Source organism: Cryobacterium luteum (assembly GCF_900110125.1).
In the GTDB taxonomy this organism is placed as follows: domain Bacteria; phylum Actinomycetota; class Actinomycetes; order Actinomycetales; family Microbacteriaceae; genus Cryobacterium; species Cryobacterium luteum.
Map to the genome: position 1 here is coordinate 94337 of NZ_FOCN01000006.1, position 14862 is coordinate 109198.

Consider the following 14862-nt stretch of genomic DNA (forward strand, 5'->3'; position numbering starts at 1 on the left):
AAGCAGACACATGGGAGCGCAACTTCGGGTCTACCGGCAGAAGATCAAGTCTGCCCAGACGACCAAGAAGATCACTCGGGCCATGGAGCTGATCTCGGCCTCGCGCATCCAGAAAGCGCAGGCGCGGGTCGCTGCGTCAACCCCGTACTCGCGCGCCGTGACGCGCGCCGTCTCGGCAGTGGCTACGTACTCGAACGTCGAGCACGTGCTCACTACGGAGCCCGAAAAGATCGAGCGCGCAGCGGTCGTCATCTTCGCCTCCGACCGAGGCCTGGCCGGTGCGTTCAGCTCGCAGGTTTTGCGCGAAGCTGAGTCGCTCAGTGAGTTGCTCCGCGGCCAGGGCAAGGACATCGTCTACTTCCTGGTGGGACGCAAGGCCATCGCCTACTTCAGCTTTCGCAACCGCACGTCGGAGCGAGTCTGGACCGGCGGCACCGATCAGCCGCAGTTCGAAACGGCCAAGGAAATCGGCGAAGCACTGCTGGAGTCATTCCTTACGGACTACTCCGATGGCGGCGTCGACGAGATTCACATCGTCTACAACCGTTTCGTCAGCATGGTCACCCAGGTGCCCGAAGTTGTTCGACTGCTTCCCCTCGAGGTCGTCGAGGGGGTGGAAGAACCCGGTGACAACAAGGTCCTTCCGCTCTACGAGTTCGAACCCGACGTTGAGACGGTTCTGGACAGCCTCCTCCCGGTGTACATCGAGAGTCGACTGTTCAACGCCATGCTGCAGTCGGCCGCATCTGAGCATGCGAGCCGCCAGAAGGCAATGAAATCGGCCAGCGACAACGCCGACAAGCTGATCACGGACTACACCCGCCTGTCCAACAACGCGCGTCAGTCCGAGATCACCCAGCAGATTTCCGAGATCGTGGGTGGAGCCGACGCGCTCTCATCCGCTAAGAAGTAAGACCAGAGAAGAGAGAGCTATGACTGACACCGCAACCGCGCCAGTCCGGGCGGAGGACACGGCCGGCTCTGTTGGCCGCATCGCGCGCGTCACGGGCCCCGTCGTCGACATCGAGTTTCCGCATGACTCGATCCCCGGCATCTACAACGCCCTGAAGACCACGATCACCATCGGTGACGACTCGAACGAGATCACGCTCGAGGTTGCACTTCACCTCGGTGACGACCTCGTTCGTGCCATCGCGCTGAACCCGACCGACGGACTCGTCCGCGGCCAGGAAGTGCGCGACACCGGCAGCCCCATCACGGTTCCGGTCGGAAACGTCACCAAGGGCAAGGTCTTCAACGTCATCGGCGATGTGCTCAACGCCAAGCCCGGCGAGAAGATCGAGATCACCGAGCGCTGGCCCATCCACCGCAAGCCGCCGGCGTTCGACCAGCTCGAGTCCAAGACTCAGCTCTTCGAAACCGGAATCAAGGTCATCGACCTTCTCACGCCGTATGTTCTCGGTGGAAAGATCGGCCTGTTCGGTGGTGCCGGAGTCGGCAAGACCGTCCTCATCCAGGAAATGATCCAGCGCGTAGCGCAGGACCACGGTGGAGTATCGGTGTTCGCCGGAGTCGGTGAGCGTACCCGTGAGGGCAACGACCTCATCGCCGAGATGGAAGAAGCCGGCGTCTTCGACAAGACCGCGCTGGTGTTCGGCCAGATGGACGAGCCGCCGGGAACGCGTCTGCGCGTCGCGCTCTCCGCCCTGACCATGGCCGAGTACTTCCGCGACGTGGAGAAGCAAGACGTCTTGCTCTTCATCGACAACATCTTCCGCTTCACCCAGGCCGGTTCTGAGGTGTCGACCCTGCTGGGCCGCATGCCGTCCGCCGTGGGCTACCAGCCGAACCTGGCCGACGAGATGGGTATCCTCCAGGAGCGCATCACGTCGACCCGTGGCCACTCGATCACCTCCCTCCAGGCGATCTACGTCCCCGCCGACGACTACACCGACCCGGCACCGGCGACCACCTTCGCCCACCTCGACGCCACGACCGAGTTGTCGCGTGAAATCGCGTCGAAGGGCCTCTACCCGGCCGTCGACCCGCTCACCTCGACCAGCCGTATCCTCGACCCCCGCTACCTGGGTGCCGATCACTACAACACGGCTGTGCGCGTCAAGGCGATCCTGCAGAAGAACAAGGAACTCCAGGAGATCATCGCGATCCTCGGTGTTGACGAGCTCTCTGAAGAAGACAAGGTCACGGTTTCCCGTGCCCGCCGCATTCAGCAGTTCCTCTCCCAGAACACCTACATGGCGAAGAAGTTCACCGGTGTCGAGGGTTCCACGGTTCCGCTCAAGGACACCATCGAGTCGTTCACGGCAATCGCCAACGGTGACTTCGACCACGTCGCTGAGCAGGCCTTCTTCAACGTCGGTGGCATCAACGACGTCGAAGAGAAGTGGGCTCAGATTCAGAAGGAGAACGACTAAGCATGGCGAAGTCGCTGTCCGTCAGCGTTGTGTCGGCCGACCACCAGGTGTGGACCGGCGAAGTGACCATGGTTGTAGCCAAGACCGTCGAGGGCGAGATCGGCATCCTGGCCGGTCACGAACCGATGTTGGCGATTCTGGCGCTGGGCGACGTTCGTCTTACCCTGGCCGATGGCTCCAAGGTCATCGCCAAGGCTGAGGACGGGTTCCTGTCGGTCGACAACGACATGGTCACCATCGTGGCACGCAAGGCTGAACTCGTCGGTTCCTAACCCGCGCGTCTGCAACACCAGTGCTGATACTGCTTCCGCCGTCGGAGACGAAACGCTCCGGCGGCGAAGCTGTACCCCTGGACCTCACAGTCCTCGCCCATCCTCGCCTGAACGTGAAACGCCGGGCCCTGGCCCGCGCGGTTGTGGCGCTGGCCAGGCATCCGGATGAAGCCCGTACTGCCCTGAAACTGGGTCGTACGCAGCTGTTCGAGATTGACCGCAACCGCGAACTGCTGTCGTCTCCAACCCTGCCGGTCATTGACCGGTACACCGGGGTACTCTTCGACGGGTTGGATGCCGCCACCCTGACGGTCTCGCAGCGCGAGTTCGCGCGCGCTCACCTGGCCGTCCACTCCGCACTGCTCGGGCCGGTCGGTGCGCTCGACCCGATACCGGCGTACCGACTGTCGCATGATTCGCGCGTGCCGAACCTCACACCGACCAGTCTCACGCTCAAGCAGCTGTGGAGCACCGAAGTTGCGAAGGTGCTCGGCCAGACTCAGGGGCTGTTGCTCGACCTCCGCTCGGAGGCCTATGTAGCTCTCGGTGCCCGACCCCAGCGCCCAGACTCGCTGTATCTGCGAGTCGTCGCCCTCGCGGGCGACGGTCAGAAGCGCGCTCTGAATCACTTCAATAAGAAGTCCAAGGGTGAATTCACCCGGGCCCTGCTCGAGCAGGAGTTCGATTTTCGCACGACCTCAGAGTTGATCGACTGGGCGCAATCCGTCGGAATCCGCCTTGGACCGGGCGCAGCGGGCGAGCTTGAACTCATTGTCGAGCAGCACCTCGCCTCGGCGGGCCGCGCGGCGTCATCGACGATCTACACCGGAGCTGATCTAGCCCGGGTCTAGGACGCAGCGGGATAGGCTGGGCGCGTGAGTACAGACGCCAGCACTTTCCCCGCATCGGCAACCGCAGCAGCATCCGTCAACGTTCCCATTCATCGGCAACCGGTCAACGTGACCGTCACCGGAGCGGGCGGACAGATCGGCTACGCACTGCTGTTCCGCATAGCGGCTGGCGCGTTGCTCGGGCCGACCACGCCGGTTCGGCTGACCCTTTTGGAAATACCTCAGGGGCTGAAAGCCGCCGAGGGTACCGCGCTGGAACTTGAAGACTGCGCCTTCGATCTGCTGCGCGGGGTCACGGTCACCGATGACCCCGCTATCGCCTTCGCCGGCGTCAATATTGCGCTGCTGGTCGGATCTCGGCCGCGTGGGCCTGGCATGGAGCGTGCCGACCTGCTCGAAGCCAACGGTCGCATTTTCGGACCGCAGGGCGCCGCGATCAACGCCGGGGCCGCAGACGATGTGCGCGTGCTCGTGGTGGGCAACCCCGCCAACACCAACGCTCTCATCGCTGCCGCGCATGCACCCGACGTGCCGGCGGAGCGATTCACCGCGATGACCCGGCTCGACCACAACCGGGCTGTGGGAGAACTCGCCAACCACCTCGACGTCGCCGTCGGAACGATCCACGGCCTGACCGTGTGGGGCAACCACTCTGCCAGCCAGTATCCGGATGTCTTCCACGCCACCGCCCAAGGCCGAGCGGTTCGAGACCTCGTCGACGAGCAGTGGCTGGCGCAGACTTTCATTCCGCGAGTGGCCCAGCGCGGATCGGAGATCATCGCCGTGCGCGGAGGATCATCGGTCGCCTCCGCAGCCAACGCGGCCATTGACCACGTCGCTGACTGGGTGACCGGGCGCGGTTCGGACTGGACCAGTGCCGGGGTGGTTTCCGACGGCTCCTACGATGTTCCGGCCGGGTTGGTGTGCTCGTTCCCGGTGCGTTCGGTCGATGGTCAGTGGCGCATCGTGACCGGGCTGGAACGCAACGAGTTCTCGCGAAGCAAAATCGCGGCATCCGTTGCCGAGTTGGTTGAGGAACGCGAAGCGGTGCGGGCGCTGGGCCTGCTGCCGCTCGGTCGTCGCTAGGGCGTACCGGCACGGCCACGCCGCTACCGGTGCCGGATTCCTTCGTGATCGAGCAGCCACGCCTTGGTCGGGATTCCCCGGCCGGCACTATAACCGGTGATCTGGCCGCTCGAAGCGAGCACCCGGTGGCAGCCGATGATGATCGGCACCGGGTTGGCGCCGACCGCCCCGCCGATGGCACGGCCGGAACCGACGCGGCCGATGGCACTGCCGAGTGCCCCGTAGGAGATGACATCGCCGAACGTGAGGGTCGCCAGCCTGGCCCAGACGCTGCGCTGAAACTCGGTGCCGCGGATCAGATGCACGGGGAGGTCGAAGGACTGCCTCGTTCCGGCAAAGTATTCATCGAGTTGATCGCCGGCCCGCCGTAGCATGGGGGAGGGAATCTCTGCACGGGCATCGAGCGGCAGCTGACCGTCGGTTTCGATGGAGAGGGAGAGAATTCCCTCGTCGTCGGCGGTCAGTTCGAGCCGGCCGATCGGGCTGGGAAGGCGAAGGAGCGCGTTCGCTGACGTTGATCGCGAGGGTTGCTTCGGGGTGCTGTCCATGATTCGACTGTAGCCGCCGCCCGCAACGCCACCTCGCGGGTTTCGGACATTGGTGGCCAACGCGTGGAGACCTGCGCCTGTGCAGGAGACGGCTGCCGTCCTAGTCTGTAAGGATGGCTCAGATTGAATATCGCAGACTTGGCTCCTCCGGACTGACCGTCTCGACGATTGGCCTTGGGTGTAATAATTTCGGGCGAACCGGCACAGCGTCGGAGAGTCAGGACGGAACGACCGCTGTCATCGACGCGGCCATCGAAGCGGGCGTGACACTCTTCGACACCGCCGATATCTACGGTGCCGAACGCGGCTTGAGCGAAACGCTCATGGGGCACTCCCTACGCGGCAAGCGTGATCAGATTGTGCTCGCCTCCAAGTTCGGCATGGACATGGGCGGGTTGAACGGTCCGGACTGGGGGGCTCGCGGCTCACGCCGATACATCCGCCTGGCCGTCGAGGCGTCTCTCCGACGGTTGCAGACCGACTGGATCGACCTGTACCAGCTGCATGTTCCCGACCCGTCCACGCCGATCGAGGAGACCCTGGCGACCCTGGACGACCTCATCACGGAGGGCAAGATTCGTTACATCGGTCACTCGAACCTGGCCGGTTGGCAGATCGCCGAGGCCGAGTTCACGGCCCGCATGAACGGACACCCCGCGTTCATCTCCAGCCAGAACGAATACAGCCTGCTGGTGCGCGACGCCGAAGACGAGGTGCTGCCGGCCGTCAACGCGTACGGCCTGGGCTTTCTGCCGTTCTTTCCGCTTTACAATGGGCTCTTCACCGGCAAGTTCTCCCGTGAGGGCGGGCCGGCCGACAGCCGGATCATGATGATCCGGCGGCATCTCTCCGACGACGCCCCCTGGGACAAAATCGAGCAATACCAGCAGTGGTGCGACGCGCGCGGCACCACCATGCTGGCGGCGACGTTCGCCTGGCTGCTGGCCCAGCGAGGGCTGACCAGCGTCATCGCGGGTGCCACCAAGCCGGAACAGATCGTGCAGAACGCGGCCGCGGCAACGTCCTGGCAGCCCTCCGCCGACGAGGTCGCCTTCATTTCGAACCTGTTCGCCTGATCCTCACCCTAGGAGATTTACGTGCTGTGGTCCCTGCTCATGCGGTACCTGCGTCCATACTGGCAGCTGCTGCTGGGCGTGATCGTCTTTCAACTGGCACAATCGATCGCCTCCCTCTTTCTCCCCACCCTGAACGCCGACATCATCGACGAGGGCGTAGCCACCGGTGACACTGGCTACATCCTGCGCGTCGGCGGACTCATGCTGCTCATCACCCTCGCCCAGATCATCTGCGCGATCGTGGCCGTCTACTTCGGTGCCAAGGTCGCCATGAAGGTGGGCCGTGACCTGCGCGGCGCCGTGTTCAGCCGCGTCGGCGAATTCTCCGAGCAGGAGGTCACCCGGTTCGGAGCTCCTTCCCTCATCACCCGCTCCACCAATGATGTGCAGCAGGTTCAGATGCTCGTGCTGACCACTTGCACCCTTCTGGTCTCGGCACCCATCCTCAGCATCGGCGGTGTGATCATGGCGATCCGCCAGGACGTTCAGTTGTCCTGGCTCATCGCGGTCAGCGTGCCGATCCTCCTCATCGCCGTGGGACTCATCGTGGTGCGGATGGTTCCGCTGTTTCGAACGATGCAGACCCGCATCGACACGGTCAACCGGGTGCTGCGGGAACAACTCACCGGTATTCGGGTGGTGCGCGCGTTCGTGCGGGAGACGCAGGAGGTCGCCCGGTTTGCCAAGGCCAACCAGGACGTCACCGACGTCGCCCTGAGTTCTGGGCGCCTGATGGCACTCATGTTCCCCATCGTCATGCTCGTACTCAACGTCTCGAGCGTGGCCGTGATCTGGTTTGGCGCATTCCGCATTGAAGACGGGTCGATGCAGGTGGGCACGCTCATCGCCTTCCTCAGCTATCTCATGCAGATACTCATGGCCGTCATGATGGCCACGTTCATGGCCGTCATGATTCCGCGTGCGGCCGTCTCGGCCGATCGTATCGGCGAGGTACTCGCCACCGAATCAAGCGTCACACCCCCGGCCAACCCGGTCCAAGTGACGGTCGGCCGGGGCGAGCTTGAACTGCTCGATGTCGGATTCGCTTATCCCGGCGCCGAACAGCCGGTGCTGCGCAACGTGAGCTTCATCGCCCGCCACGGCGAGACCACCGCCATCATCGGTAGTACCGGCAGCGGCAAGACCACCCTGGTCAACCTGCTGCCGCGCCTGTTCGACGCCACGAGCGGTTCCGTGCTCGTTGACGGCGTCAACGTGCGCGAGCTCAATCCGGACCTGCTCTGGGGGCACATCGGCCTCGTGCCGCAAAAGCCCTACCTGTTCTCCGGAACGGTGCGCAGCAACCTGCTGTACGGCAAACCCGATGCCACAGAGGAGGACCTCTGGCAAGCTCTCACGATCGCCCAGGCCAGGGAATTCGTCACGGATATGGCCGGCGGCCTCGACGCACCGATTTCGCAGGGCGGCACCAACATATCTGGTGGACAGCGTCAGCGCCTCGCGATCGCCCGCGCCCTGGTGAAACGGCCGGAGCTGTACATTTTCGACGACTCATTCTCGGCCCTCGACCTCGCCACGGATGCTCGACTCCGGCTCGCCCTCAAACAGAGCACCGACGATGCCACCATGATCATCGTCGCCCAGCGGGTCTCGAGCATCATCGATGCCGACCAAATCCTGGTGCTTGAAGACGGCCGCATCGTCGGCCGGGGAACGCACGAGCAACTCCTCGACTCGAACACCACCTATCAGGAAATCGTGTCGTCCCAGCTCACCGCGGAGGAAACAGCATGAGCGAGACCCACGCTGACGACCAGCCGGCCCCGCGCCCTCAGCGCGGTGGCGGCCCCTTCGGCGGAATGAGCCTGCCGGCCGAGAAATCGATGAACTTCACTGCGTCAGGCAAACGACTGCTCGGCAAGCTGCGTCCTGAGCGACTCTGGCTTGCGCTCGTGCTGGCCCTGGCCGTCATCAGCGTCACGTTCTCGGTGCTCGGCCCGCGTCTGCTTGGAGAAGGCACCAACCTGATCTTCTCCGGCGTCGTGTCGAAGTCGCTGCCGAGCGGCAGCAGCCAGGCCGACGTGATCGCGGGCCTGCGGGCATCCGGCGACAGCAGGCAGGCGGACATGCTCAGCGGCATGACCCTGACCCCTGGCCTCGGCATCGACTTCGCGATGCTGTCGACCGTGCTGTTCTGGGCGCTCGCGCTCTACGTGCTCTCAAGCGTGTTCAGCTGGATGCAGGCTTACGTCCTCAACGGGGTGGTGCAGCGCACGGTGTACCGGCTGCGCGAGGAGATCGAAGCAAAGATCAACCGCCTGCCGTTGAGCTACTTCGACAAGAAGCCGCGCGGTGAGCTGCTCAGCCGGGTGACCAACGACGTCGATAACATTTCGCAGAGCCTGCAACAGTCGCTGAGTCAGGTGGTGACCAGCCTGCTCACGGTCATCGGCGTGATCGTGATGATGGTCATTCTCTCGCCGCTGCTCGCTCTGATCGCGCTCGTCACGGTGCCGCTCACCCTGGTGATCACCGCGTTCATCGCCAAACGGTCCCAGAAATTGTTCGTGGCCCAATGGGCGAACACGGGCGAGCTCAACGGCCAGATCGAAGAGACATTCACCGGCCATGCACTGGTCAAGGTGTTCGGCCGGCAGAAAGAGGTCGACGCCCGCTTCACGCAGAAGAATGACGACCTGTACGCGGCAAGTTTTGGTGCCCAGTTCATCAGCGGCATGATCATGCCCGCGATGACCTTCATCGGCAACCTCGTCTACGTCGCCATCGCCGTTGTCGGCGGACTGCAGGTCGCCTCCGGAGCAATGCAGCTCGGTGACGTGCAGGCGTTCATCCAGTACTCCCGCCAGTTCACCCAGCCGCTGGCGCAGCTCGGATCGATGGCCAACCTGCTGCAGTCTGGCGTCGCATCCGCTGAACGGATGTTCGACCTGCTCGATGCCGATGAGCAGTCCGAGGATCCGGAACCGGCAAAGACGCCGACGGAGACGCACGGTCGCCTGGTCTTCGAGAACGTGTCGTTCCGGTACACCGAAGACAAGCCGTTGATCGAAGAGCTCAGCCTCGTCGCGGAACCCGGGCAGACCATCGCAATCGTCGGACCCACCGGGGCCGGCAAAACCACCCTGGTCAACCTCATGATGCGGTTCTACGAGATCGACTCCGGGCGCATCCTGCTCGATGGCGTCGATATCGCGACCATGACCCGGCACGACCTGCGCAGCCGCATGGGCATGGTGCTCCAGGACACCTGGCTGTTCGGCGGTACGATCCGCGACAATATCGCCTACGGCCGACCGGATGCGACGGAGGAGGACATTCTCTCTGCCGCCACTGCGACCTACGTCGACCGGTTCGTGCACTCGCTGCCGGACGGCTACGACACGGTGCTCGACGACCAGGGCAGCAACGTCAGCGCCGGCGAAATGCAGTTGCTCACCATCGCCCGCGCGTTCCTGGCGCAGCCGAGCGTGCTCATTCTCGATGAGGCGACCAGTTCGGTGGACACCCGCACCGAAGTTCTCGTGCAGAAGGCGATGAGCGCCCTGCGGGCCGAACGCACGAGCTTCGTCATTGCCCACCGCCTGTCGACGATTCGTGACGCCGACCTGATTCTCGTGATGGAATCGGGGCGCATCGTGGAGCAGGGCAACCACGTTCAACTCCTCGCCGCGCACGGTGCGTACCAGGCGTTGTACGCTGCACAGTTCGCTGCGCCCGTCGCCGACGAGGTCTGACTGCGCCTCCTCCCCAACCGGTCGCCGGCCCGGATCAACCCCAGTTTCGGTCCGGCGCGGTTCGACGCGCGACAGCGCTGGCACAGTGGCGGCATGCATCCCACCATTGTCAAAGCCCAGAAGGCCCAGGACTTTCTGGCACTCGTTCCCCAGCTGCTCGGGTTCGTTCCCGAGACCAGTGTCGTGCTCGTCGCGTTTCGCGGCAACCGCACCTGCGGTGCGCTGCGTTTCAACCTGCCGGACGACGGCGCACCGCACAAGGTGTACAAACGAATCGCGACGACGCTCGCCGGAATGCTGTGCAAGATTCCCGGAGTCGACGCCGCCGTTCCGGTGATCTACACCGCGGATGCGTTCGGCGGCACACCCGGGATCCCGCGCGAACGGTTTGCCGAGATCCTGAACCGGCGACTGGAACTGAGCGGATTCCTGCTGCGCGATTCCCTGTGCGTGGCAGCGGATGCCTGGGGCAGCTACCTCGACCCCGGGTGCCCAGCTGGTGGGCGTCCACTGAGCGATATTGCGGAATCGCCGATTTTCGAGGCGGTGGACCAGGAATCAGCGGCCCAAACGCCGCGTCCGCTCGGCACGCTCCAGAATGGGGCCGACCCGATCGAGGTCAGTCTGGCGGCCCGGGAACGCCTGGCCCGGATCTACCGGCGGTACCGCCACCTCCTCGCCCGGGCCGAAAACGCTCCGGAACTGTTCCCGACCTTGGGTTTCGTGCTCGACCCGGTCGCGACCGCCGAGGCGGCGCTCACCTGGCCGAATCCCCCCACCGAAGAAGACGCCGCGGCGCTGCTCGTCCTCGTGCAGGGCCCACCCAATCGTGACCAGATTATGGTGCAGTTCGCGTTCGGGCGTGCCGAAGGCGTACGGGCCCACGAGATGAACCATCGATACGCTCGGCTTCAAGACGAAACCGGCCGGAGTCTCGACGACCTGGTCACCGAAGAATTCAGTACCGGCGAGCCGACCGCCAAACACACCAGCGACATCATGTTGGGCCTGCAGCGTGAACGACCCGACGTCGACCGCATCCGGGTGGCGATCACCCTGCTACGCACCGTCGTCGCTATGGCACCGCGATCGGCCAAACCGGCGCCGCTGTGCATGCTGGCCTGGTTGTCGTGGGCCCTCGGCAGCGGTTCCGTCGCCGGACAGTACGTCGACCAGGCCCTTGCCATCGACTCGCACTACAGCATGGCCACCCTGCTGGACCTGCTGCTCAGGTCGGGGCACCTGCCGGAGTGGGCGTTCGCGGTGCCACGCGACGACGGGGAGGAGGGCGACGAGCATGACGAATACGAACCCGACGACGACTGGGGTGATGACTTCGACGAGTTCGCAACCGACAGCTAGCTACATATACTTCGGAGCCTCCGACAGTACCCCGTGCAGAATCTCGCCGATCTCGGCGAATTCTTTCGGGCCGATGGTCAGCGGGGGAGCGAGCTGGATGACCGGGTCGCCACGGTCATCGGCGCGGCAGTACAGGCCGGCCTCGTAGAGAGCCTTCGACAGGTAGCCGCGCAGCAGTCGCTCCGACTCCTCGTCGTTGAACGTTTCCTTGGTGCCCTTATCCTTGACCAGCTCGATGCCGAAGAAGTACCCGGCACCGCGCACGTCGCCGACGATCGGCAGATCGAGGAGTTTCTCCAGCTCCTTGCGGAACAGCGGTGAATTCTCGCGCACGTTCTCGTTGAGCCTTTCCTCTTCGAAGATATCGAGGTTGGCCAGCGCCACCGCGGAGGAAACCGGGTGTCCACCGAAGGTATAGCCGTGGTAGAACGTTGTGTCGCCGTGCTTGAAGGGTTCGTAGATACGGTCACTGACGATGGTCGCGCCGATCGGTGAGTATCCGCTCGTCATGCCCTTGGCGCAGGTGATCATGTCGGGCTGGATGTCGTAGGTCGTTGACGCGAACATGTTGCCGATACGTCCGAACGCCGTGATCACCTCGTCGGCGACCAGGAGCACGTCGTACTTGTCGCAGATTTCCCGCACACGCTTGAAATAGCCGGGGGGCGGCGGGAAGCAGCCACCAGAGTTCTGCACCGGCTCCAGAAACACTGCCGCGACGGTTTCGGGGCCCTCGAACTGGATCATCTCTTCGATGCGGTTCGCGGCCCACTGGCCGAACACCTCAAGGTTGTCGCCGAGGCCGAGGCCAGGGCTCATCTCGTCGGCACGATAAAAGTTCGTGTTGGGAACGCGGAAGCCACCGGGGGTGACCGGTTCGAACATCTCCTTCATGGCGGGGATGCCGGTGATGGCCAGGGCCCCCTGTGGGGTGCCATGGTAAGCGACATTGCGGGAGATGACCTTGTGCTTGGTGGGGCGCCCCATCAGCTTCCAGTAATACTTGGCGAGCTTGAAGGCGGTCTCGACGGCCTCACCGCCCCCGGTGGAGTAGAACACCCGGTTGAGGTCTCCGGGAGCATACGACGCAAGGCGGTCGGCGAGTTCGATCGCGTTCGGGTGGGCGTAGGACCAGATCGGGAAGAAGGCGAGTTCCTCGGCCTGCTTCGCGGCTACTTCGGCCAGGCGCTTGCGCCCGTGGCCGGCATTGACCGTGAACAGTCCGCTCAGGCCGTCGATGTACTGCTTGCCGTTGGAATCCCAGATGTGGTGGCCCTGGCCCTTGACGATGATGGGAACTCCCGCGCCGGATTCCATCACCGACTGACGGGAGAAGTGCATCCAAAGGTGGTCCTTGGCTTTCTGCTGCAGCTCGGCGTTGTGGGCATCGCTGTAGGCGACAGGCGTTTCGGCGGGTGTGGTCAGAGTCATTTTTTTTACCGTGTTCCCCAGTTATAGAACTGTTTGTGGAGTTTGAGATAAACGAACGTCTCGGTGGAGAGGACTCCATCGAGATTGCGGATCTTGGAGTTGAGCAGTTCGAGCAGTTCGTCGTCGTCTTCGCAGACGACCTCGGCGAGAATGTCAAAGGTGCCAGCCGTGAGCACGACGTAATCCACGGCGTCGATGGCGGCCAGTTGATCGGCCAGCACGCGGGTGTCGGCCGAAGCGCGAATACCGATCATGGCCTGGCGAAAGAAGCCCAGCTGCATCGGATCCGTCACGGCGACGACCTGCATGACGCCGGAGTCGGTGAGCTTCTGCACCCGCTGTCGCACGGCCGCCTCGCTGAGACCGACGGCTTTGCCGATCTCCGCGTACGACCGACGTCCGTCGGCTTGCAGCTGTTCGATGATCTTTTTCGACACATCGTCGAGCGGGGCCGGCTTGGGCGGGTGACCGCGCCTTTGTCCATTCATGCATCGATTCTGTCAGTCCAAAAGCACTTCGGCAAGCGAATCCGTCGCTCATAATGCAATTCACCGTGCATTTCATTTGTGAATCTGCGTGCATATCAAATTGAAATAGGTACACTGGGCCGCATGAGCGCTCCCGAATTACGCAACTTCATCAACGGCCAATACGTGGAGTCAACATCTTTGGAACGGTTCGATCTCGTCGACCCCGCGACCGAAACGGTCTATGGCAGGAGCCCGGTATCGAATGCGACCGACGTGGATGTCGCCTATCAGGCTGCGGCATCCGCTTTCGAAATCTGGGGTGAGACAACCCCGGCGGTGCGCCAACTCGCACTGTTTCGAATAGCGGACGCGATCGAGGCGCGGGCCGACGAATTCGCTGACGCCGAGTCGCTCGACACCGGCAAGCCGCGTTCTACCCTCGTCGACGACGAAATTCTGCTGTCGGTCGACCAGATTCGGTTTTTCGCCGGAGCCGCCCGCAACCTCGAAGGCCGAGCGGCTGGCGAATACATGACCGACCACACCTCGTTCGTTCGGCGTGAACCGATCGGTGTCGTCGGCCAGGTCACACCCTGGAACTATCCGCTGAACATGGCGGTATGGAAGTTCGCCCCCGCGCTCGCCGCCGGCAATACCACGGTGCTCAAACCGTCTGACACCACCCCGAGTGCGACCCTGCTGCTGGCCGAGGTCGCCGCGGAATTCCTGCCGCACGGTGTGCTCAACGTGATCACCGGTGACCGCACGACCGGTGCGGCCATGATTGACCACAAGACCCCGCAGCTCGTCTCGATCACCGGTTCGGTGCGGGCCGGAATGGCCGTCGCCGAGGCCGCATCCCACGACCTGAAACGGGTACACCTCGAACTCGGCGGCAAAGCCCCGGTGATCGTGTTCGACGACGCTGACGTCGGGCTTGCCGTCGCCGGGATTGTCACCGCCGGCTTCTTCAACGCCGGCCAGGACTGCACGGCGGCCACTCGACTGCTCGTGCAGGCCGGTATTCACGACGAATTCGTCGCCGCGCTCGCCGCCTACGCCAGGGCCAACGCCCGCACCGGAGCGCCCAGCGAGCAAGGAATCCTGTTCGGACCGGTCAACAACGTCAACCAGCTCGCCCAGGTGTCTGGCTTCGTCGATCGGCTGCCCGACCACGCCGTGCTCGAACTCGGCGGCCACCGGGTCGGCGACACCGGATACTTTCACGAAGCGACCATCGTCAGCGGTCTGAAGCAGACCGACGAGGCGGTGCAGCAGGAGATCTTCGGCCCCATGATGACCGTGCAGCGCTTCACCGACGAGGACGAGGCACTGCGCTGGGCGAATGACGTGCAATATGGCCTGGCGTCGTCGGTGTGGACCCGCGACCACGGTCGCGCGATGCGCTTCGCCAAGCACCTCGATTTCGGTTGTGTGTGGATCAACACCCACATTCCCATCGTTGCCGAGATGCCCCACGGTGGCTTCAAACACTCCGGCTACGGCAAGGACCTCTCGATGTACGGGTTCGAGGATTACACCCGCATCAAGCACGTGATGAGTTACATCGGACACTAGGCGGTGCGGTGGCTGCGAGTGGTGACGTTATTATGGTCCAAGTCCTTCGGTGAACGTTGGAACGGCGGGGACGAAT

General features: G+C 63.7%; 13 protein-coding genes. 10 read left to right on the forward strand and 3 right to left on the reverse strand.

Translation table 11 applies throughout. The features are described from left to right. The first annotated feature begins 10 nt into the window (after nt 1-10). The 5 genes from BMW72_RS08395 (at nt 11) to BMW72_RS08415 (ending at nt 4605) form a co-directional block, all read left to right on the forward strand. Nucleotides 11-913 carry a F0F1 ATP synthase subunit gamma gene (locus tag BMW72_RS08395; protein WP_092109399.1) on the forward strand — a complete coding sequence of 301 codons (903 nt, stop codon included), beginning with the start codon at nt 11-13 and terminating at the stop codon, nt 911-913. A gap of 19 nt (nt 914-932) precedes the next feature. Then, complete coding sequence (gene atpD, locus BMW72_RS08400; RefSeq protein WP_092109402.1) at nt 933-2396, forward strand: F0F1 ATP synthase subunit beta; 1464 nt, start codon at nt 933-935, stop codon at nt 2394-2396. 2 nt (nt 2397-2398) lie between these two features. Next, the gene (locus BMW72_RS08405; protein WP_092109405.1) at nt 2399-2668 is read left to right on the forward strand and encodes a F0F1 ATP synthase subunit epsilon; all 270 of its coding nucleotides are present in this window, start codon (nt 2399-2401) and stop codon (nt 2666-2668) included. Nucleotides 2669-2688: 20 nt separating this feature from the next. Continuing rightward, nucleotides 2689-3519 carry a YaaA family protein gene (locus BMW72_RS08410; RefSeq protein WP_092109408.1) on the forward strand — a complete coding sequence of 277 codons (831 nt, stop codon included), beginning with the start codon at nt 2689-2691 and terminating at the stop codon, nt 3517-3519. An 87-nt stretch (nt 3520-3606) separates the two neighbouring features. Then, complete coding sequence (locus tag BMW72_RS08415; RefSeq protein ID WP_092109634.1) at nt 3607-4605, forward strand: malate dehydrogenase; 999 nt, start codon at nt 3607-3609, stop codon at nt 4603-4605. 23 nt (nt 4606-4628) lie between these two features. Here the strand turns inward: BMW72_RS08415 and BMW72_RS08420 are convergent, their stop codons facing one another. After that, on the reverse strand, nt 4629-5153 hold the full coding sequence (locus BMW72_RS08420) for a methylated-DNA--[protein]-cysteine S-methyltransferase (RefSeq protein ID WP_092109411.1): 525 nt from the start codon (nt 5151-5153) through the stop codon (nt 4629-4631). A 113-nt stretch (nt 5154-5266) separates the two neighbouring features. Here BMW72_RS08420 and BMW72_RS08425 point away from each other — a divergent pair, with 113 nt between their 5' ends. From BMW72_RS08425 to BMW72_RS08440, 4 genes are all read left to right on the forward strand, one after another. Beyond that, on the forward strand, nt 5267-6229 hold the full coding sequence (locus tag BMW72_RS08425; protein ID WP_092109414.1) for an aldo/keto reductase: 963 nt from the start codon (nt 5267-5269) through the stop codon (nt 6227-6229). Nucleotides 6230-6250: 21 nt separating this feature from the next. Further along, entirely contained in the window at nt 6251-7984 is a 1734-nt protein-coding gene (locus tag BMW72_RS08430; protein ID WP_092109416.1) for an ABC transporter ATP-binding protein, read from the forward strand. Then, nucleotides 7981-9945: an ABC transporter ATP-binding protein gene (locus BMW72_RS08435; RefSeq protein ID WP_092109419.1), complete on the forward strand. Its 1965-nt coding sequence runs from the start codon at nt 7981-7983 to the stop codon at nt 9943-9945. The genes BMW72_RS08430 and BMW72_RS08435 overlap by 4 nt, the downstream gene beginning before the upstream one ends. 93 nt (nt 9946-10038) lie before the next feature. Further along, on the forward strand, nt 10039-11307 hold the full coding sequence (locus BMW72_RS08440; protein WP_092109422.1) for a DUF4192 domain-containing protein: 1269 nt from the start codon (nt 10039-10041) through the stop codon (nt 11305-11307). On the opposite strand, the gene BMW72_RS08445 is transcribed toward BMW72_RS08440, so the two are convergent. Next, the gene (locus BMW72_RS08445) at nt 11308-12738 is read right to left on the reverse strand and encodes an aspartate aminotransferase family protein (RefSeq protein ID WP_092109425.1); all 1431 of its coding nucleotides are present in this window, start codon (nt 12736-12738) and stop codon (nt 11308-11310) included. It abuts the gene before it with no gap. A 5-nt stretch (nt 12739-12743) separates the two neighbouring features. Next, a complete protein-coding gene (locus BMW72_RS08450) occupies nt 12744-13226 on the reverse strand; it encodes an Lrp/AsnC family transcriptional regulator (protein WP_092109428.1) in 483 nt (160 codons plus the stop codon). A gap of 123 nt (nt 13227-13349) precedes the next feature. On the opposite strand from BMW72_RS08450, the gene BMW72_RS08455 reads away from it, so the two are divergent. Further along, a complete protein-coding gene (locus BMW72_RS08455) occupies nt 13350-14786 on the forward strand; it encodes a gamma-aminobutyraldehyde dehydrogenase (protein WP_092109432.1) in 1437 nt (478 codons plus the stop codon). Nucleotides 14787-14862: the final 76 nt, after the last annotated feature.

What these genes read in the sequence shown, in the direction of transcription:
- BMW72_RS08420 (WP_092109411.1), bottom strand. Translation starts at nt 5,153, where the DNA reads ATGGACAGCACCCCGAAGCAACCCTCGCGATCAACGTCAGCGAACGCG.
- BMW72_RS08440 (WP_092109422.1), top strand. Translation starts at nt 10,039, where the DNA reads ATGCATCCCACCATTGTCAAAGCCCAGAAGGCCCAGGACTTTCTGGCA.
- BMW72_RS08425 (WP_092109414.1), top strand. Translation starts at nt 5,267, where the DNA reads ATGGCTCAGATTGAATATCGCAGACTTGGCTCCTCCGGACTGACCGTC.
- BMW72_RS08435 (WP_092109419.1), top strand. Translation starts at nt 7,981, where the DNA reads ATGAGCGAGACCCACGCTGACGACCAGCCGGCCCCGCGCCCTCAGCGC.
- BMW72_RS08455 (WP_092109432.1), top strand. Translation starts at nt 13,350, where the DNA reads ATGAGCGCTCCCGAATTACGCAACTTCATCAACGGCCAATACGTGGAG.
- atpD (WP_092109402.1), top strand. Translation starts at nt 933, where the DNA reads ATGACTGACACCGCAACCGCGCCAGTCCGGGCGGAGGACACGGCCGGC.
- BMW72_RS08405 (WP_092109405.1), top strand. Translation starts at nt 2,399, where the DNA reads ATGGCGAAGTCGCTGTCCGTCAGCGTTGTGTCGGCCGACCACCAGGTG.
- BMW72_RS08395 (WP_092109399.1), top strand. Translation starts at nt 11, where the DNA reads ATGGGAGCGCAACTTCGGGTCTACCGGCAGAAGATCAAGTCTGCCCAG.
- BMW72_RS08450 (WP_092109428.1), bottom strand. Translation starts at nt 13,226, where the DNA reads ATGAATGGACAAAGGCGCGGTCACCCGCCCAAGCCGGCCCCGCTCGAC.
- BMW72_RS08445 (WP_092109425.1), bottom strand. Translation starts at nt 12,738, where the DNA reads ATGACTCTGACCACACCCGCCGAAACGCCTGTCGCCTACAGCGATGCC.